Here is a 20,571-nt window from a genome sequence, read left to right as displayed (position 1 = left end):
GTGAAAACCTCTCCGTAGGATGGGGAGGTTTTTGCTTTGTATAGAATAATTAACCTTGTTTGTAATAGAGTTTGCGACAAAAAGAAGGAAAGCTAGGGGGTGGCAGCAAATAAATCACGGTGTATACGGATGCTAACTTTCCGAGCGAGCAATCCATCAGTAAGAATTTAACACACACATCATAAAAGGCAGTAAGTAAGAACGTTTGTTTTAAAGTGTAATCAATGAACACTTTATTTAGTAATTTTTTATGTGGAAAAGAAGTTAAATAAGAAAATTTGTCGATAAAAATTTAAAAAACTTTCATTGTTAATCGAAATGCGCTAAAATTATCTTGTTTAGGGATGAGTTTCACATTTGTTTCATGTATAATTTGATTTAGGAATCCTATATAGTTTAAAAGATAGAACAAATGGGAAAAAATGTTGTAGGACAATTTATTTTGGTAATGAGGTGGTTTATGTGAAAAAAATTGGTGTATTAACAAGTGGTGGCGATGCACCGGGAATGAATGCAGCCGTTCGTGCAGTTGTTCGTAATGCAATCTTTCATGGATTAGACGTATATGGCGTTTATAATGGATATGAAGGTTTAATGGAAGGTAATATTGAGAAAATGGAACTAGGTTCTGTTGGAGATATTATTCAACGAGGTGGAACAATGCTTTATTCTGCTCGTTCAGAAGAATTCAAAACGGATGAAGGTCAGCAAAAAGCCATTGAGCAAATGAACAAACTTGGTATAGAAGGACTCATTGTAATAGGTGGAGATGGGTCATTTCATGGTGCCGAAAAATTAACGAAAAAAGGTTTTCCTTGTATAGGTGTACCTGGAACAATCGACAATGATATTCCTGGAACAGATTATACCATTGGATTTGATACAGCATTAAACACAATTGTAGATGCAGTAGATAAAATTCGCGATACAGCAACATCTCATGAACGTACATATGTTATTGAAGTAATGGGAAGAGATGCTGGAGATTTAGCACTATGGGCTGGTCTTGCTAATGGTGCGGAGAGTGTCATTATTCCAGAGAAAGAAGAAAGTTTTGAAAGTGTAGTAGGAAAGTTAAAACGTGGACAAGAACGTGGTAAAAAACATAGTATCATTATCCTTGCAGAGGGTGTTGGTAGTGGTTTTGAATACGGTCAGCGCATTGAAGAGGAAACAAGTATGGATACGCGTGTAACAGTCCTTGGTCATATTCAACGTGGAGGATCACCTTCAGGTTATGACCGTGTTTTAGCAAGTCGTTTAGGTGCTAAAGCAGTTGATTTATTAATGGATGGAGTCGGCGGACGCATGGTAGGTGTGCAAAACAATGTTGTCGTTGACCATGACATAATTGAAGTGTTGAGGCAAAAACATTCGGTAGATATGAGTATGTATAAATTATCGAACCAGCTTTCTATTTAATAGAAAAATGAATATATTAATTGGTGAAACCTTTAAGGAGGAAGTAATAATGAGAAGAACAAAAATTGTATGTACAATTGGTCCAGCATCAGAATCAGAAGAAAAATTAGAACAATTAATGAATGCAGGTATGAACGTAGCTCGCTTGAATTTCTCACACGGTGACTTCGACGAGCATGGTGCACGAATTAACAATATCCGTAGTGCGGCAGACAAAGTAGGGAAAACAGTTGCTATTCTTTTAGATACAAAAGGTCCTGAAATCCGTACTGGTGTTTTAAAAGACGGTCAAGCTGAGATTGTAAAAGGAAACACTGTATATGTTTCTATGGAAGAAATCGAAGGAAGTGCAGAGCGTATCGCTGTTACTTACCCTGAGCTTATTGATGATGTAGAAGTAGGTTCTAAACTGTTATTAGATGATGGTTTAATTGCTCTTGAAGTAACAGAAATCTTGAAAGATAAAAATGAATTAAAAACAGTAGCATTAAACAGTGGTTTATTAAAAAATAAAAAAGGTGTAAACGTACCGAATGTAAGTGTAAATCTTCCGGGTATGACAGAAAAAGATGCAGCTGATATTAAATTTGGTATCGAGCAAGGTGTTGATTTTATCGCACCATCATTCGTTCGTCGCGCATCAGATGTACTAGAAGTTAGAGGATTATTAGAAGAACATAATGCAACACACATTCAAATTATCCCTAAAATCGAAAACCAAGAAGGTGTCGATAATTTAGATGCAATTATTCAAGTAAGTGATGGTTTAATGGTTGCACGTGGTGACTTAGGAGTAGAAATTCCACCAGAAGATGTACCATTAGTACAAAAAGAAATGATCAGAAAATGTAACAATGCTGGTAAACCAGTTATCACAGCTACACAAATGTTAGACTCTATGCAACGTAATCCACGTCCAACAAGAGCAGAGGCTTCAGACGTTGCCAACGCAATCTTCGATGGAACAGATGCAATCATGCTTTCTGGTGAAACAGCAGCTGGTGATTATCCAGTAGAAGCAGTTCAAACAATGAGCAATATTGCGAAAAAAGCAGAAACAGGAATTGATCACAAAGCAGTACTTGACCTTCGCTCTAAAGCTTCAGATATGAATATTACAGACGCGATTAGTCAATCTGTTAATCACTCAGCAATGAACTTAAATGTAGATGCCATTTTAACACCTACAGTAAGTGGCTTCACTGCTCGTATGATCTCTAAATATCGTCCAGAAGCACCAATCGTTGCGGTTACGTTCAATGAACGAGTAAGCAGAAGCTTGGCACTAGTATGGGGTGTAGAGACAATTGTTGGTGAGTTAGGTGAAACAACGGATGATGTACTAGAAGGTGCGATTGAAGAAGGAATTAAGACAGATCACTTCAAACGTGGTGACCGTGTCATTATAACTGCTGGTGTTCCTGTTGGTGAAAGTGGTACTACTAACTTAATGAAAATTCATGTGATTGGTGATGTTTTGGCGAAAGGTCAAGGTGTTGGCAAAGGTAGTGCATATGGCCAAGCTGTTGTTTGTAAAGATGCAGAAGAAGCAAAGTTAAAAGTAAAACAAGGTGATATCATCGTAACTTATGGAACAGATAAAGAGATGATCCCATCTATTGAAAAAGCTGGCGGCTTAATTACAGAAGAAGGTGGCTTAACTTCTCATGCTGCAGTTGTCGGATTAAGTTTAGGCATTCCGGTAATTGTAGGAGTAGAAAAAGCTACTGAACTAATTACAGATGGTAAAGATATTACAATTGACGCACAAAAAGGTGATATCTACGCTGGTCACGCAAGCGTACTTTAATTAAACAGATGCTAGAGAAGAAGCTCGTCTTCTTCTCTATTTTCATATATACGAGGTGATAAATATGTTTCGATGGTTACTATTATTTATCTTAATTGTTCCTGCACTTGAGATAGGTGTTTTCGTATGGGCAGGCGGTTATATCGGACCTTGGTGGCTCATTTTATTAATTATTGCTACAGGAGTATTAGGAGCATGGTTAGCTAAGCAACAAGGTATTGAAACGTTAAGAAAAGCCCGTGAATCGATGGCGAGAGGCTATCCACCACAGGAAGAAATCTTTGATGGTATTTGTATTTTAATTGGTGGCATTGTTTTATTAACACCAGGATTTATTACGGATGCCATTGGCTTTTGTTTACTCATTCCATTTACACGCAGACCTTTTAAAAATATGTTTCATAATATTGCGAGAAAATGGATACAAAGCGGTCGATTTACGATTTATCGACGCTAATTTGATTATGTTTGATATATCGCCAGATGAGATGGAATAGCTGGGCTTCGCTACATGCTTTGATGATAAAGAGTGTGAGAGGCCCAAGCCATATACCTTTTACACCAAAAAGTTGAAATCCTAAATAAATAGCGAGGATGGTTAAAATCGGGTGTATACCTAAAGCGTTTGAGACGATTTTTGGCTCAAGAATTTCCTTTTGAATAAGCACAAATAAATAGAGTGAGAATAGGCAAATAGCTAAAGTTGTTTCCCCTGTCATAAATAAATATAAGCTCCAAGGAACAAAGATAATGCCTGTACCGATAATTGGTATTAGATCTACTAATGCCATTAATAGAGCAATAGTTAAGCTATGTTTAACTTGAAAAATGGTTAATCCAACTAAGATAATACAAAATGTAATGGAGATAAGAATGAGTTGGGCACGTAAGTATTTCATAAATTTTGTTTTTAACTGAGTAATGATTGTTTGTCCAAGATGAACATATGAATTTGGTATCTTTTTTATCGTATATTGATAAAACTTGTCCCAATCTTTACATATAAAAAAAGTACAAAGAAGAGAAAATATAATAATGGTAATGGACTCCGGTAAGCTAGCCACTTGTGCTCCGATCCAATTCAACGTAATTTCTAATAAATAGGCAAGTTTGTCGGCTAAGCTAATACTAATTTCTGCTAATTGCTCCTCTACTAATAAATGTTGTTCATCGGGTAAACTGTGGATATATTGATTGACCTTTTGTAAAAATGGTTGTACCCAATGATTAAACTGCTGTAAGACTTGTTCTGTTACAAATCGAAAATTATCGGGTAATTGCTTCGTTAAATAAATAATCCCCTGTAATATCTCAAATCCTATATAGAAAATAGTTATGAGCGTTCCTACAATGGCAAACAATAGTGCGAGAACACAACTCCAAACATAAGGAATTTTTAGATGTTTATGCATAAGTCGAATGATTGGGTATAAGATAAGTGCTATTATACATGCTAAAAAAAGTGGAAATAGAAACTGAACAATAAGGTAAATAATCAATATAAAAAGAGAGACAATACCTAGTAAATATAAGATTCTGCCTGTCATTTGCTTAGTTAACATAGTGGAAGCTCCTTTTTCTTAAAAAATGAACATATTTGTGATACGATTAACGATGGCAATGAAAGAGTGGAGGGCATTAAATGTTTAGTAGTTCAACGATTTTTTTATTAATATTATTCCTATTAGGATACATTGCAAAAAATCAAGCGATCATGGTGGCAGTCTATATCCTATTTGGTATGAAATTATTAAAGCTTGATGACAAGCTGTTTCCCTATATACATGAGAAAGGTATTGGTTGGGGAGTTATTATTATTACTATTGCTGTATTAATACCGATCGCTACCGGTGAAATTGGATTTAAGGATCTTTTACAAAGTGTGAAATCTTATCATGCATGGGTGGCACTTGCCGCTGGAATCTTTGTTGCGATAGTTGCAAAATATGGACTATCACTATTAGCGAACGATCCACAAATTACAACCGCACTTATCATCGGTACTATTATCGCAATCGTCGTCTTTCAAGGTGTAGCAGTAGGTCCTTTGATTGGTGCCGGAATAGCATATGTGATTATTAAAACGCTCGAAAAACTGCCATTTATTAATTAGTTGTTATATCGCTATGGGAAAATAATACGTGTTCCACTTTTCATGGAATGCGTATTTTTATTATTATCACGATTTGAGCGGACACTAGCTACCTAACAAGTTTCGCTAATAATCAGTCGGAGTCTGATATCATAGATTGCGTACGTTGCATATTAGCAATAGTACAACTTATGTTTAATTGTCAGAATTTATGAACTTTTAAATCGTTTTCATTTACTATCTTTTTCTATTTGTTTATAATAAATATGGGGATGTTCAAAAGCACAATTTTTTTATCGCCTTTTACGATAAAAGTAAAAGCAATTTTAGATAAGAAAAGGAGAGGGATGTTATGTCGACGACGAAAGGACTTGAAGGGGTAGTAGCGGCAGAGTCTAAGGTTAGTTCCATTATTGATGACAGGCTTACTTATGTTGGTTATGCAATCGATGATTTGGCCGAGTATGCTAGCTTTGAAGAAGTAGTCTTTTTATTATGGAATAAAAGGTTACCAAATCAAGCAGAACTTGCTGAATTAGAAAATGAGCTATTTGAGAATATGACATTACCAAATGGGGTAATAGAACACTTTCAGTCATACGATATACATAATATTCACCCGATGGCAGCTTTAAGGACAGCGATTTCACTGTTGGGCTTATATGATCCTGAAGCAGATGAAATGACAGAAGAAGCGAGTAGACGTAAAGCAATTAACTTGCAAGCAAAGGTTGCCTCCATAGTAAGCGCTTTTTCCCGTGTTCGACAAGGAAATGAGGTTGTGCAGCCAAAAAAAGGTTTAAGCTATGCAGCGAATTTCTTATATATGCTTAATGGCGAAGAACCAAGTGAATTAGAAGTGGAAGCGATTAATAAGGCGTTAGTACTTCATGCAGATCATGAATTAAATGCGTCAACATTTACTGCTCGTGTATGTGTAGCGACACTATCTGACATGTATTCGGGTATTACATCAGCTATAGGTGCATTAAAAGGTCCACTACATGGTGGGGCAAATGAACGTGTAATGAAGATGTTATTAGAAATCGAAGAAATAGAAAATGCGATTCCGTATGTAAAGGAAAAGATGACGAACAAAGAAAAAATTATGGGAATGGGGCACCGAGTATATCGTACTGGAGATCCTAGGGCCAAACATTTGAAGAGAATGTCAAAAGAATTAACAGAAAAACATGGGATGGAAAAGTGGTATGAAATGTCTGTTCAGATTGAAGAATACATGAAAGCGGAAAAAGGTTTGCCCGCTAATGTTGATTTCTACTCCGCTTCAGTGTACCATTGTTTAGGGATAGAGCATGATCTTTATACACCAATTTTTGCTGTGAGTCGTTTTTCAGGATGGATTGCTCATATACTAGAACAGTATGAGAATAACCGTTTAATTAGACCACGTGCAGATTATGTAGGTCCGCATCACCAAGTGTATGTGGATATCAGTCAGCGATAATCTTTTTCCTTGTGAAAATGATATAAATATTATAAATCTAGGAGGAATATGAATTATGGGTGAAAAAATTTCTGTAGAAAATGGTGTGGTACAAACACCTAATAAACCAGTCATTCCTTTTATCGAAGGTGACGGAACTGGTCCAGATATTTGGGCAGCGGCTAGTAGAGTACTAGAAGCAGCTGTTGAGAAAGCTTATAATGGCGAAAAAGGTATTGAATGGAAAGAAGTTTTAGCTGGTGAAAAAGCATTCAACCAAACAGGTGAATGGTTACCAGAAGAAACTCTTGATGCTATTCGTGAATATAAAATTGCGATTAAAGGACCTCTTACAACGCCGATTGGTGGAGGTATTCGATCTTTAAATGTTGCACTTCGTCAAAAACTAGATTTATTTACATGTCTACGTCCTGTACGTTGGTTTGAAGGAGTACCTTCTCCTGTTAAACGTCCAGAAGATACAGATATGGTTATCTTCCGTGAAAACACTGAAGATATTTATGCTGGTATTGAGTGGCAAGAAGGTTCAGATGAAGTCAAGAAAGTAATTGATTTCCTTCAATCAGAAATGGGTGTAACAAATATTCGTTTCCCTGAAACTTCAGGTATCGGTGTAAAACCAGTATCTCACGAAGGTACAAGTCGCTTAGTGAGAGCAGCGATTGATTATGCGATTAAAGAAGGACGTAAGAGTGTTACACTAGTACATAAAGGTAACATCATGAAATTTACGGAGGGTGCCTTCAAAAACTGGGGTTACGAACTAGCAGAAAAAGAATACGGAGATAAAGTATTTACATGGGCTGAATACGATAAAATTGTTGAAGACAGTGGACGTGAAGCTGCTGATAAAGCACAAGCTGATGCGGAAGCGGCTGGACGCATCATTGTAAAAGATGCTATTGCGGATATTTTCCTACAACAAATTCTTACTCGTCCAAAAGAATTCGATGTTGTCGCAACAATGAACTTGAATGGTGATTACGTTTCTGATGCATTAGCTGCGCAAGTTGGTGGTATTGGAATTGCGCCAGGGGCAAATATTAACTATGAATCTGGTCATGCTATTTTCGAAGCGACACATGGTACAGCACCTAAATATGCTGGTCTTGATAAAGTAAATCCATCTTCTGTTATTTTATCTGGTGTATTAATGCTTGAGCATCTAGGGTGGAAAGAAGCAGCAGATTTAATTACTCAATCAATGGACAAAACAATTGGTTCAAAAGTAGTAACTTATGACTTTGCTCGTCTAATGGATGGAGCAACAGAAGTAAAATCATCAGAATTCGCTGATGAATTAATTAAAAATATGTAATAAGGTGAGTGTTCGTCTATCTCTTCTAAGAGCTTGTTTGTTACAACTTGAATCTTGAAGTAGGAGAAATGACGGATGTTTACACCATGATAAAGAAAAAGCACCGGATTTTCAATCCGGTGCTTTTTAGTTAATCATTATTCATTTGTAACATCTGCTACTTTCACTAATAATTTTCCGATATTTGTACCTTTAAATAAATCTAAGAAAGTATCTGGGATATTTTCGAATCCTTCTTTAATGGTTTCTTGATAGCTTAGTTTTCCTTCTGTTAACCATTGTGCAAGTGCTGCTGATCCTTCTGGGAAACGCTCAGCATAATTACCTAATGTAAAGCCTTGCATTAGTGCACTTTTCTTCACAAGAGTTGTTTGGATACGTGGGCCGACATCTTCACCTTTTAAATTGTAACTCGAAATCGCTCCACAGATAGGAATACGTGCAAATCTATTTAGTTGCGTGTGTACAGCATCAGAAATTTCTCCACCTACATTATCAAAGTACACATCCACTCCATTTGGACATGCTGCTGCTAAAGCATCAACCATATTTGTCGTCGTTTTATAGTTAATTGCTTCATCAAATCCTAATTCTTCTTTCAAATACTGTACTTTTTCATCTGAACCAGCAATACCAACGACACGTGCACCTTTGATACGTGCAATTTGACCAACTGCAGAGCCAACAGCACCAGCTGCACCAGAGATTACGACCGTTTCCCCTTCTTGAGGCTTACCAATTTCAAGTAAACCAAAGTAAGCAGTTAAACCTGTCATGCCTAGAATACCTAAATGGGTAGAAAGTGGTGCAATTTCCTTATCAATCTTTCTAATTTCTGTTTCCTTAGCAGTGTAATGTGTTTGCCAGCCATAGCTACCAATTACAACGTCACCCTTAGTAAATTTGTCTGACTGTGATTCCACAACTTCGGCAACAACACCACCTGTAATAACTTCGTTCAACTCATATGGTGCCACATATGATGGAGCATCAACCATCCGTCCGCGCATATATGGATCAACAGAAACATATAACGACCGAACTAATATTTCCCCTTGCTCAGGCTGTTTTACATCTGATTCCACAAATTTAAAAGTTTGTTTTGTCGGTGTTCCAGTAGGGCGGTTAGCCAACAAGATTTGTTGATTTATCATTGTCAATTTAGTTTCCTCCAGTTTTTTTAACTATTTCTTACTTAATTAAACTTAACAAAAAATAAGCACTAGTTAAAACAAAGTGCTTATTCTATGTCGAGATAATAGATTAATGAATATTAGTTTTTTTGAAATTACCACCTTTTACTTCCGCTACTTCATAGACAGTAACAAAGGCTGACTCATCAATTTCTTGAATGATTTCTTTTATTTTCCTTTCTTCTAAGCGGTTGACAATACAAGTGATTTCTCTAAATTGTTCCTTCGTATATCCGCCTTGGACGATGTTATATGTGGCACTTCGTCCGAGACGATCACGAATCGTTTCAACCATTAATTCAGGCTTATCAGTAATAATTTTGAATGTTTTTGAACCGCTAAGTCCTTCCTCGACTATATGAATCACTTTAGAGGCAATGAAATAGGCAATTCCTGATAGAATAGCACCTTGAAAGCCAAATACAGTCGATACGACGATAAACACAAACAAATTAAGGAATAAAATTAAATCACTTGTTCCAAATGGTAATTTTCTTGCTAAAAGGACTGCTAACATATCAATTCCATCAAGTGCACCACCGTTACGGAGTGCTAGACCCATACCAAATCCGATAATAATACCACCAACGACTGTTACTAATAATGTGTCTCCTTCAACGATTGGTGGAATATGATGCATTAAACTTGTTCCAACTGCTAGTGCCACAATACCGATAACTGAATGAATAGCAAAGCTTCTCCCGATTTGTTTGTAACCTAAGTAAATAAAAGGTAGATTAAGAATCGCGATGAGAATACCTAATTGAAGTCCTGTCCATTGTGAACCTACAATACTAAGACCAGTAACTCCGCCGTCAGACACGTTATTCGGGATTAATACGGCTTCTAAGCCATAAGCAGTAATAAATCCACCAAGCACAATAATGAAAACTCTCATTATTTTTAACGTAAGACTTGTTTTCTTTTGTTGTTCGTTATGTTCCATGTTGATTGTCCCCTCTTCAGTTGATCTATGTAATAAATATTACGTCTGATTATCTGATAGAGCAAGTGTTAAGGTATAGAACATGGGTGAATATTTTAAGTGGAATTAACAATTGTAAAGAAAAATTTACAAGTAATTTCTATTTTTATCGTATAAATCTATTCACATTAAGAGCACGTCCATGTATGATTAAATTAAGATAGATAATAAAGATGGGGTGCTCTGTAATGGAAGAGAAAGTGTTAATTGTGGATGATGAACAGTCTATTGCAACGTTATTACAATATAATATTGAAAAATCAGGCTTCAAAACAGATACTGCCTTTGATGGAATTGAAGGGTTAACTAAAGCATCTACAGGTGAATTTGATTTAATTATTTTAGATTTAATGTTGCCAGGTATGGAAGGAACAGAAGTCTGTAAGGCTTTAAGACAGAAACAAATCGACACACCTATTTTGATGTTAACAGCTAAAGATGATGAGTTTGATAAAGTGCTTGGACTTGAATTAGGTGCGGATGATTATTTAACAAAACCTTTTAGCCCGAAAGAAGTTGTAGCACGAATCAAGGCGATTTTACGTAGAACGAAAGTAAGAGAAGGAGCAAGCGATCAACCATTTATTAAAATTTCAGATTTACTTATTTATCCTCAACAGTATGAAGCAACTATTAAAGGAGAATCTCTAAGTTTTACGCGTAAAGAATTTGAATTGTTACACTATCTTTCTAAACATAAAGGGAAAGTACTTTCTCGTGATCAACTATTAAGTGCTGTTTGGAACTATGATTTTGTCGGTGATACGAGAATTGTAGATGTACATGTAAGCCATTTGCGTGAAAAAATTGAACCGGATACGAAACATCCCGTATATATTAAAACGATTAGAGGGCTCGGCTATAAAATGGAGGAACCATTTTAATGGACTCTAAGGGACGAGTGAATTTGTTTTACCGCTACATTTTAATGATGGCATCGGTTTTTGTGTTGATCGGCATCATTGTTTTACCATTAGTTGAAGAGGAAGAACTGTTCTTTGTGTTAATTGCACTTATAATAGGTTTCTTTGTTTTAATAGTGTTGATTTATCATATGTTTGAGAATTATGTTAGACCGATTAGATCCTCTATTAATGTGGCAAATGAACTTGTTAAAGGAAACTATAATGCACGTACATATGTAAAACCACAGGGAGAAGCGCAGCAGCTGAGTAACGCGATTAATGTGTTGGCACGAAACTTGCAAGAAATGTCCATTCAAGAAAAAATGCAAGGAAGCCAATGGAAAACCGTATTGAATAATATGGAAAGTGGTTTAATGCTGATCGATGAAAGAGGCTATGTCCATTTAATTAATCGTAAATTTCTTCAAATGTTTGATAAAAAATCTACTGATTATATCGGCTTTCTCTACTACGAAGTTTTAACAGATGAAACGATTCATAAAGTGGTTCAGGAGACCTTTTTGTATGAGGAAAAAATAACAGGAAGTATTACGACATCGATTAATGGTGAAACACATTATATCGAAGTAGTTGGTGCGCCTGTTATTAATGATCTGAAAGATTTGAAAGGTGCTGTACTAGTCTTTCATGATATATCTGATTTGAAACGAGTAGAAGAGATGCGGAAAGATTTTGTTGCAAATGTTTCTCATGAGTTAAAAACACCTATTACCTCTATACGTGGTTTTTCTGAAACATTGCTAGAAGATGAAAATGCGGATGTAGAGATTCAAAGGCAATTTTTGACGATTATTTTGAAAGAAAGTACCCGGCTACAATCATTAGTACATGATTTATTAGAACTGTCGAAAATAGAAAAAGCGGAAATGCAATTATCTACAAAATTGATAGAAGTCAATGATTGGTTGCAAAGTAGTTTGACATTGATTGAAGAGCAAGTAAGTAAAAAATCACTCCATTTTTACAAGGCAATTGACCCGGATATCAGCTTTTATGGAGATCCAGATCGGCTTCAACAGGTTGTACTTAATTTAATGTACAATGCGATTAATTATACACCTGAGGAAGGAAGTATTTATCTTCGGATTTATGAAACAGAAGATAACATCATAATTGAGGTAGAAGATACGGGCATGGGAATACCAGAAGAAGCGAAACAACGTATCTTTGAAAGATTTTATCGTGTTGACCGTGCGCGTAGTCGTAATACAGGCGGAACCGGTTTAGGCCTTGCAATCGTTAAACATATACTAGAAGCACACCAAGCTTCGATAAATGTTACAAGTGAAGTTGGTAATGGATCTTGCTTTACTGTCAAAATACCGAAAAAGTGGTAAGAGGGCAATTCCGTTCTTTCACCACTTTTTTTGTTACTTCTTTGAAACCTTTTTGAAACCTCTTACGTATGAAATGAACATATGGTAAAGTGAAAAAGGTTGTAAAAAAAGAAGGGGGAGCTTTGATGACGTTAAAACAAATTTATACTTGGCTTGGAATAGTTGTAGCAGTCATTATATTAGGGTTATTCGCGGCAACAAGCTGGTATACTGTTGATGAATCAGAGCAAGCAGTATTAATCACATTAGGAAAAGCAGAGGAAGGGACAACAGAATCTGGCCTTCATTTTAAGTTGCCATGGCCAATCCAATCGGTTGAAAAGTTATCGAAGGAAACATTTAGCTTGAATTTCGGTTATGATCCAGAGCAGGAAGAAGAGGCAGATGTAGTACGGATGATAACTGGGGACGAAAATATTTTGCAGGCAGACTTAGTTGTACAATGGAGAATAGTGGATTCTGCACAATATTTATTCAACACAGATGATCCACAACAAGTACTATACAATGCAACATCTGCTTCGTTGAGAAGTGTAATTGGCTCTTCTACCATTGATGAAGCTTTAACGGACGGGAAAGCAGAAATAGAAAATGAAGTATTGGATTTATTGGTAACGCTTATGGAGGAATATAAAGTCGGTATTGCGATTCAAGATGTGAAATTACAAGAAGTTGATTTACCTAATGAAGAAATACGTCAGGCATTTATGAAAGTAACAGACGCTCGAGAAACAATGAATACGAAGGAAAACGAAGCCAATAAATACCGTAATGAAGTGTATGAAGAAGCACAAGGGGAGAAAGATGCAATTATTTCGAGGGCAGAAGGTGATAAGATTAAAAGAATCGAAACTGCGCGAGGAAATGTTGCGGCATTCAATGCATTATACGATGCTTATGAAAACAACCCTGATGTGACTAGACAACGATTAGTGTTAGAAACACTTGATCAAGTGTTGCCTAATGCGAATATTTATATTATGAATGATGATGGTAACACAATGAAATATTTATCATTAGGTGATAATAAGGAGCAACCACTACCACCAATCGATTCTTCTGATAATGAGGATGAGCAGGAAACAGCGGATGATAGTGAGGAGGAAGAAAACAATGACTGATCAAAACAATGTCTATGAAATGAATAAAATGACACCAAAGCAAATTAGAAGATTGGTAAAAATCGGTCTAGCTATATTACTTACTATCGTCGCTATCATTGTTTTTGCTAGTAGTATGTATGTGGTAAAAGAAGGAGAATACAAAGTAGTTCGTCAATTCGGTGAAGTGGTTGATATTAAAGATGAACCAGGATTAAAATTCCGTATTCCGATGTTACAATCTGTTACAACATTACCAAAGAAAAAACTAGTCTATGATGTAATGGAACGAGAGATTAACACATTAGATAAAAAACGAATGATTATTGATAACTATGCGATTTGGCAGATTACGGACCCGTCATCAATGATCGCTAATGCTCGAACAGAGATTGGGGCAGAGTCAAGAATGGGAGAATTTATTTTTTCTGTTATCCGTTCTGAACTAGGAGCGATGAATTACGATGAAATTATAAATGAAGAAGGTGGCACAAGAGGTGACCTGAGCGAAACAGTGACAGAGCGTGTGAACGTGTTGCTAGAGCGTGATAATTATGGTATCCAAGTAGATGATATTCGGATTAAACGAACAGATTTACCGGAGGAAAATGAACAATCTGTCTTTAATCGAATGATCTCAGAACGTGAATCACAGGCGCAACAATACCTTTCACAAGGTGAAGCCGAAAAAAGTAGAATTACAGCAAATGCAGATCGAGATGTAACAGAAATGTTATCAAAGGCAAATGCTGAAGCAGAAGAAATTAGAGCTGAAGGAGAACAAGAAGCGGCAGAAATGTACAACGAAGCATTCTCCCAAGACGAAGAATTTTATCAGATCTACCGAACACTTGAATCATACAAACAAACAATTGATGATGAAACCACGATCATCCTCCCGCAAGGATCGCCATATACCGACTTATTGTTAGGGTATTTTGAGTGATGGAGATATAAGGAAGAGAGCATGGTGTAACTAAAAAGAACAAGTAGAAACATCCGAACAACCGACGTTCGGATGTTTTTTGTGAACAATTTCGGCCTTGTGTAATATGGACCATACTTATGAAGTCTAAAAGCGAGAGCTTCCGTCGCTTCATGGTAGCTACTTGATGAAATGCGCTCACTCATTCTACTTCTAGTGAGTGGTAAGCACTCGCTACGGCAGAAGGCTTGCTTTCCGCAGGCTTGTCTTCAACTAACTTTTCAACAAGAACGGTTGAAAAGTGGATTTTCAGACTGCGCTTTTCCTGCAGGAGTCTGCGCATTCTGCCTTCGCTTTTATTATTTTCTTTATTAAATGAGAGAGGAGTATGCTGGTTATATGTCCGATGATTTAACCTTTTTTGGAAATAAGCCTTCGTATTTCCACTCACAAACAGTAGGACGCATCATATAGCGGAGACAAAACACGAAGACTCCTGCGGGAATAGTACGAGCTGAAGATCCATTTTTATGAAGTGATCTTCTTCATAAAAATTAGCTGAAGCCGTACCCTGCGGCATAGAAAACACTACGAAAGCGTTCTTTGCTTGAGTAGATGTTGCACTTGTGCCCAGAGGGTGAAAGCGTAGTGTTTTTCCGCAGCGAATTGCCAGTACTCATCATCATTAGAATGGGAGAAAGTGTTGCCCACAGGAGACTATCGCTTTTAGACTGCGATATCTCATAACGAATCTTTTCATATCTGTCGGTAATCATGGTAAAATATAAACAACGTATTGAATCACAAAGGAGACCGGTAATATGACGAATAAACTGATTTTAATCGATGGAAACAGTATCGCCTATCGCGCGTTTTTTGCGTTACCATTGTTAAATAATGATAAAGGGGTATACACAAATGCTGTTTACGGCTTTACAACCATGTTACTCCGCATTTTAGAAGAGGAACAGCCCACACATATGTTAGTAGCATTCGATGCAGGGAAAACAACATTCCGTCATCAAACATATAAAGAGTATAAAGGTGGACGAGAGAAAACACCTTCAGAACTACGCGAGCAGTTTCCACTATTAAGAGAATTGTTGGATGCATTCAGTATTAAGCATTACCAATTAGAAAAATATGAAGCAGACGATATTATCGGAACAATTGCGAAACAAGCAAATGAAAAAGATTGGCAAGTGAAAGTGATTTCAGGTGATAAAGACTTATTACAGTTAATATCAGATAAAGTAGATGTTCGCCTTACTAAAAAAGGGATAAGCGACGTAATGACGTATACACCAGAAGTATTACAAGACGACATGGAAGTAACACCAGAACAGGTGATTGACTTAAAAGCTTTAATGGGTGATAAGTCAGATAATATCCCAGGTGTTCCAGGAGTAGGTCAAAAAACAGCTGCGAAACTGATCAAACAGTTTACTACCATTGAAAATTTATATGACCACCTTGATGAAGTATCAGGTAAAAAACTGAAAGAAAAGTTAGAAGACAATAAAGAAGCTGCATTTATGAGTAAAGAGCTCGTAACAATTAATAGACAATCCCCAATTGAGATTACGGCAGATGATACGGTATATGAAGGCTATACCGACCAACAGGTAAAAGAGATCTTTTTAGATTTAGGTTTTCAATCATTATTGAAGCGAATTGATGGTGAAGCGGAAGAAGAGAAACAAGAAGCTTTAGAGGATATTACATATGATACTGTACAAGAGATAACGGCAGATATCTTTACCGGTGAAGATGTATTGGATATCGAAATACTTGATGAAAATTATCACACAGAGAACATGATTGGTGCCGCTATCGTAAACGGAAAAGGGAAATATTTCATTCCTATTGATGTACTGAAAAACTCTACAGTTTTTAAGCAATGGGCAGAAGATGAATCGAAGAAAAAGTATGTATTTGATGCCAAAAAAACAACGGTGTTACTAAATCGTTTGTCTATTTCCATTAAAGGCATTGTCTTTGATATGGTACTAGCATCTTATTTAATTAATCCATCGGAAAATAATCACGACATTCCAGCAATAAGTCATCGATTTGGACACACGAATGTCCGTTTTGACGAAGAAGTGTATGGTAAAGGCGCGAAAAAAGGATTACCAGAAGACCAAACTGTTTGGCAAAATCACATTGTACGCAAAACAAATATGATTTTTGTGTTACATGATCAGATGAAAAACTCATTAGATGAATATAAACAATTAGAATTGCTCCTTGATCTTGAGCTACCATTGGCACTTGTTCTAGGCGAAATGGAAGCAACGGGTGTCAAAGTAGATAGACAGCGATTAATGGATATGGGTAAAGAATTAAAAGCGAGTCTTGATACATTAGAAAAAGATATATACGAACTTGCTGGAGAAGAATTTAATATTAATTCACCGAAGCAGTTAGGTCCAATCCTTTTTGAAAAACTTGAATTACCAGTTATTAAGAAAACGAAGACAGGTTATTCTACGGCAGCTGACGTACTAGAACAGTTACAAGGTAAGCATGCTATCATTGATAAGCTGCTGATTTACCGTCAATTGAAAAAGTTAGACTCTACTTATATTGCAGGACTATTAAAAGTTATTCATGAAGATACAAGCAAAATTCATACTCGATTTAATCAAGCACTAACCCAAACAGGCAGATTAAGTTCCATTGACCCTAACTTACAGAACATACCAATTCGTATTGAAGAAGGGCGTAAGATTCGACAAGCATTTATTCCTTCGGTTGAAGGGTGGAAGATGATTGCAGCAGATTATTCTCAAATTGAATTACGTGTACTCGCGCATATTGCTGGTGATGATAAATTGCAAGCAGCATTTAAACAAGATAAAGATATTCACACACAAACAGCAATGGACGTATTTCATGTGACAGAAGATGAAGTAACAGCTAATATGCGCCGCCAAGCAAAAGCAGTAAACTTTGGTATTGTTTATGGTATTAGTGATTATGGTTTATCTCAAAGTTTAGGTATTACAAGAAAAGAGGCAAAATCATTTATTGACCGTTATCTAGAAAGCTATCCTGGTGTGAAGGAATACATGGATGAAATCGTGCAAAACGCAAAACAAACAGGATATGTGACAACGATTATGAACAGAAGAAGATATCTGCCTGATATTACAAGCAGAAACTTTAATCAGCGTAGTTTTGCAGAGCGAACAGCGATGAATACACCAATTCAAGGAAGTGCTGCAGATATTATTAAATTGGCGATGATTGAATTGGATAAACAATTGAAACAAGGAAATTATCAAGCAAATATGCTACTACAAGTACATGATGAGTTGATATTAGAAGTACCAGAAGAAGAAATGGAGAAAGTCTCTAACTTGTTAGTAGATGTAATGGAGAACGCGATTGAACTAAGTGTCCCACTAAAAGTAGATGTGGAATCTGGAGACACTTGGTATGATGCGAAGTAAGGAGATATACGAATGCCTGAATTACCAGAAGTAGAAACAATAAGACAAACATTGAAGCAATTAGTTATCGGTAAAACGATTCAATCAACAGATGTCCATTGGCCAAAGATTATTCAAGAGCCAGATGATGTAGAGCATTTTATGACATTAATAAAAGGCCAAACCATTCATGATATACGAAGAAAAGGAAAATTTATTTTATTTGATTTAGATGAACATGTGCTAGTTTCGCATTTGAGAATGGAAGGGAAATATGGCGTATATAACAGGGAGGAAGAAGTACTGCCACATACACATGTCATCTTCCATTTTACGGATGGGACAGAATTACGTTATCGCGACGTGAGAAAATTTGGAACGATGCATTTACAAGAGAAAGGGTCTGAATTAAACAAGAAACCACTTTCGCTTGTGGCCAAAGATCCATTAGAGCCAGATTTTTCGGTACAAGCATTTAAAGAAAAAGTACAAAAAAGTGAACGTAATATAAAAAACATTTTGTTAGATCAATCAGTCATTGCAGGTCTAGGAAACATTTATGTAGATGAGACATTATTTTTAGCTGGTATTCATCCATTGACAAAAGGAATTAGTATAACGGATGAACAAGTAATTCAAATGAAAGAGGCAGCAGTTGTTACATTGCAAGATGCTGTCAAACAAGGTGGAACAACGATACGTTCCTATGTTAATTCACAAGGTCAAATAGGTATGTTTCAACAGCAACTGCATGTATATGGACAAAATGACAAAGCTTGTACAAAATGTGAGGATACTATCGTAAAGATAAAAGTGAGTGGTAGAGGGACACATTATTGTCCTACATGTCAATCGGTTTAATCAACTCACACCTTCTTCTATTACTCCATATAATACAGAAACAGCTGTTAGAAGGAGTAGTGTAAGAAGATGATGTTAACATTCATTATAATAGCTATAAGTATTGATAGCTTTTTAGTAGCATTTACGTATGGATTAAGAGGTATTAATTTGCCCATTAAAGAATTAGCAAAAATTTCTGTAACAGTAGGGTTGTTCTTTGCGATTTCCATGTTAGCTGGTACTATTTTGACGTCGTTTATCTCTGTTCGAGCGACAGAGATAGTTGGTGGGTTAATATTAGCGCTTGTGGGTTCCTTTATTTTGCTTTCGTTATTACATGAAAAGAAGAAGAAGACACCTTTGTTAATTAACATTTTAAAAAAACCAGCATCAGCTGATATTGATAAGTCTGGGCAAATTAATGGAGTAGAACCTTATTTAATTGGTATCGCCTTATCATTAGACTCTTTTGGAGCGGGTATTGGTGTATACATGTTGGGTGCTTCACCAGTTTGGACGCCGTTATATGTTATTGTAATGACGGCATTGTTCCTTATCTCAGGTGTGTACGCGGGTAAATATTTTGCCAATATCAAAGCATTAAAGAAAATGTCTTTTATCCCAGGTTTTATGTTGATAATCATTGGAATCTGGAAAATTATATCCGTATAATATTGATACCCTCAGCAGTAGTGAAAACTGCTGAGGGGTTCTTATGAGTAGACAAGCATATGATAAAGAGGTGAGGTAAATGATTATTGGTTTAACAGGTAATATTGCGACAGGAAAGTCAACTATTAGTAATTTATTGAAGGAACAATATCAACTCCCTGTAATTGATGCAGATATTGTGGCCAGACAAGTGGTGGAGCCTGGTGAGCATGCGTTAGAGGAAATTAAAGATACATTTGGTGAAGAACTAATACTAGAAGATGGGACGTTAAACCGTAAGCAATTAGGAGCCATTATTTTTCAAGATGAAGCAAAGCGTGCACAATTAAATAAGATTGTACACCCAGCTATAAGAGAAAGAATGCAAAGAGAAAAGGAAGAGCTCGTGCAAGCTGGGCATCCATTTGTTGTGATGGATATTCCGCTTTTGTTTGAGAATAATCTTACTTATTTAGTAGACAAGACAATCGTTGTTTATACAAGCCCAACTATTCAACTACAAAGGTTAATGAAACGTAATCAATTAACAGAACAAGAGGCAACGGACCGCATGAATAGCCAAATGGATATGGAGAAAAAACGACAACTAGCAGATGCAATCATTGATAATAGTGGGACAATTGCACAATCCGAACAACAATTAAGCGCAATTCTCAAGATGTGGAATATGTTGTAGAGTGGTGGCAAAATGTAGATAAAAGTGTTTATGAACAAAAGTGAAGCAAAACAGGTGAAAAAATGTAGATAAACACGTTTATGAACAAAAAGGAAGCAAAATAGATAACAAAATGTAGATAAAATAATCTATTTACAAAGAGTAAAGAAGGCCCATTTGCGAAATAAAAATCTAACCGGAATTACATAGCAAATTGGTAATAATAGATAAAGTCTGAAATGCAACAAGTTATGTCTTGTCAAACGAAAGAAAACCATATATAATCTTTTTGCGCATAGTACGCAGTAAAAACATCAAGATAAGTAAGGGAACATAACTTTTGGATAATGAAAGATTCATGAATGCTTAAAGGGTTAGGACCTCTTTG

The 20,571-nt window shown here is 36.2% G+C and carries 17 protein-coding genes; 14 read left to right on the top strand and 3 right to left on the bottom strand.

The genetic code is table 11. The annotated features are described in order from the left end of the window. Nucleotides 1-462: 462 nt before the first annotated feature. The 3 genes from pfkA (at nt 463) to SH601_RS11960 (ending at nt 3,689) form a co-directional block, all read left to right on the top strand. Nucleotides 463-1,422 carry a 6-phosphofructokinase gene (gene pfkA, locus SH601_RS11970; RefSeq protein WP_319958547.1) on the top strand — a complete coding sequence of 320 codons (960 nt, stop codon included), beginning with the start codon at nt 463-465 and terminating at the stop codon, nt 1,420-1,422. Nucleotides 1,423-1,471: 49 nt separating this feature from the next. Continuing rightward, complete coding sequence (pyk, locus tag SH601_RS11965) at nt 1,472-3,232, top strand: pyruvate kinase (RefSeq protein WP_319958546.1); 1,761 nt, start codon at nt 1,472-1,474, stop codon at nt 3,230-3,232. A gap of 64 nt (nt 3,233-3,296) precedes the next feature. Next, entirely contained in the window at nt 3,297-3,689 is a 393-nt protein-coding gene (locus tag SH601_RS11960; protein ID WP_319958545.1) for an FxsA family protein, read from the top strand. Here SH601_RS11960 and ytvI read toward each other — a convergent pair. Further along, nucleotides 3,670-4,794 (bottom strand): sporulation integral membrane protein YtvI, encoded by a 1,125-nt coding sequence (gene ytvI / locus SH601_RS11955; protein WP_319958544.1) that lies wholly within the window; start codon nt 4,792-4,794, stop codon nt 3,670-3,672. The genes SH601_RS11960 and ytvI overlap by 20 nt on opposite strands. A gap of 80 nt (nt 4,795-4,874) precedes the next feature. On the opposite strand from ytvI, the gene SH601_RS11950 reads away from it, so the two are divergent. The 3 genes from SH601_RS11950 to icd all read left to right on the top strand — a co-directional run bounded on the left by SH601_RS11950 (nt 4,875) and on the right by icd (nt 8,110). After that, nucleotides 4,875-5,345, top strand: a complete 471-nt coding sequence (locus SH601_RS11950; protein ID WP_319958543.1) for a DUF441 domain-containing protein — start codon at nt 4,875-4,877, stop codon at nt 5,343-5,345. Nucleotides 5,346-5,676: 331 nt separating this feature from the next. Next, on the top strand, nt 5,677-6,792 hold the full coding sequence (gene citZ / locus SH601_RS11945; protein WP_319958542.1) for a citrate synthase: 1,116 nt from the start codon (nt 5,677-5,679) through the stop codon (nt 6,790-6,792). 55 nt (nt 6,793-6,847) lie between these two features. After that, entirely contained in the window at nt 6,848-8,110 is a 1,263-nt protein-coding gene (icd, locus tag SH601_RS11940; protein WP_319958541.1) for an NADP-dependent isocitrate dehydrogenase, read from the top strand. Nucleotides 8,111-8,247: 137 nt separating this feature from the next. Here icd and SH601_RS11935 read toward each other — a convergent pair whose 3' ends face one another. Both SH601_RS11935 and SH601_RS11930 read right to left on the bottom strand, forming a co-directional pair. Next, nucleotides 8,248-9,264, bottom strand: a complete 1,017-nt coding sequence (locus SH601_RS11935) for an NADP-dependent oxidoreductase (RefSeq protein ID WP_319958581.1) — start codon at nt 9,262-9,264, stop codon at nt 8,248-8,250. A gap of 109 nt (nt 9,265-9,373) precedes the next feature. Further along, the gene (locus SH601_RS11930) at nt 9,374-10,201 is read right to left on the bottom strand and encodes a YitT family protein (protein ID WP_413775122.1); all 828 of its coding nucleotides are present in this window, start codon (nt 10,199-10,201) and stop codon (nt 9,374-9,376) included. 275 nt (nt 10,202-10,476) lie between these two features. Here SH601_RS11930 and SH601_RS11925 point away from each other — a divergent pair, with 275 nt between their 5' ends. From SH601_RS11925 to coaE, 8 genes are all read left to right on the top strand, one after another. Continuing rightward, the gene (locus SH601_RS11925; RefSeq protein ID WP_319958538.1) at nt 10,477-11,172 is read left to right on the top strand and encodes a response regulator transcription factor; all 696 of its coding nucleotides are present in this window, start codon (nt 10,477-10,479) and stop codon (nt 11,170-11,172) included. Then, nucleotides 11,172-12,551, top strand: a complete 1,380-nt coding sequence (pnpS, locus tag SH601_RS11920; protein ID WP_319958537.1) for a two-component system histidine kinase PnpS — start codon at nt 11,172-11,174, stop codon at nt 12,549-12,551. The genes SH601_RS11925 and pnpS overlap by 1 nt, the downstream gene beginning before the upstream one ends. Nucleotides 12,552-12,676: 125 nt before the next feature. Continuing rightward, a complete protein-coding gene (gene hflK, locus SH601_RS11915; protein WP_319958536.1) occupies nt 12,677-13,672 on the top strand; it encodes an FtsH protease activity modulator HflK in 996 nt (331 codons plus the stop codon). After that, on the top strand, nt 13,665-14,597 hold the full coding sequence (gene hflC, locus SH601_RS11910) for a protease modulator HflC (RefSeq protein ID WP_319958535.1): 933 nt from the start codon (nt 13,665-13,667) through the stop codon (nt 14,595-14,597). Before hflK ends, hflC begins: the two co-directional genes overlap by 8 nt. 800 nt (nt 14,598-15,397) lie before the next feature. After that, nucleotides 15,398-18,034: a DNA polymerase I gene (gene polA / locus SH601_RS11905; protein ID WP_319958534.1), complete on the top strand. Its 2,637-nt coding sequence runs from the start codon at nt 15,398-15,400 to the stop codon at nt 18,032-18,034. A gap of 12 nt (nt 18,035-18,046) precedes the next feature. Then, nucleotides 18,047-18,874 (top strand): DNA-formamidopyrimidine glycosylase, encoded by an 828-nt coding sequence (gene mutM / locus SH601_RS11900; RefSeq protein WP_319958533.1) that lies wholly within the window; start codon nt 18,047-18,049, stop codon nt 18,872-18,874. A gap of 69 nt (nt 18,875-18,943) precedes the next feature. Then, nucleotides 18,944-19,528 carry a sporulation membrane protein YtaF gene (gene ytaF / locus SH601_RS11895; RefSeq protein ID WP_319958532.1) on the top strand — a complete coding sequence of 195 codons (585 nt, stop codon included), beginning with the start codon at nt 18,944-18,946 and terminating at the stop codon, nt 19,526-19,528. Nucleotides 19,529-19,607: 79 nt separating this feature from the next. Next, nucleotides 19,608-20,204 carry a dephospho-CoA kinase gene (gene coaE / locus SH601_RS11890; RefSeq protein WP_319958531.1) on the top strand — a complete coding sequence of 199 codons (597 nt, stop codon included), beginning with the start codon at nt 19,608-19,610 and terminating at the stop codon, nt 20,202-20,204. Nucleotides 20,205-20,571: the final 367 nt, after the last annotated feature.

The sequence above is a fragment of the Gracilibacillus pellucidus genome, assembly GCF_033949965.1.
GTDB lineage: Bacteria > Bacillota > Bacilli > Bacillales > Amphibacillaceae > Gracilibacillus > Gracilibacillus pellucidus.
The sequence above is the reverse complement of the archived record's forward strand: the minus strand, read 5'-3'. Positions and strand labels throughout refer to the sequence as shown.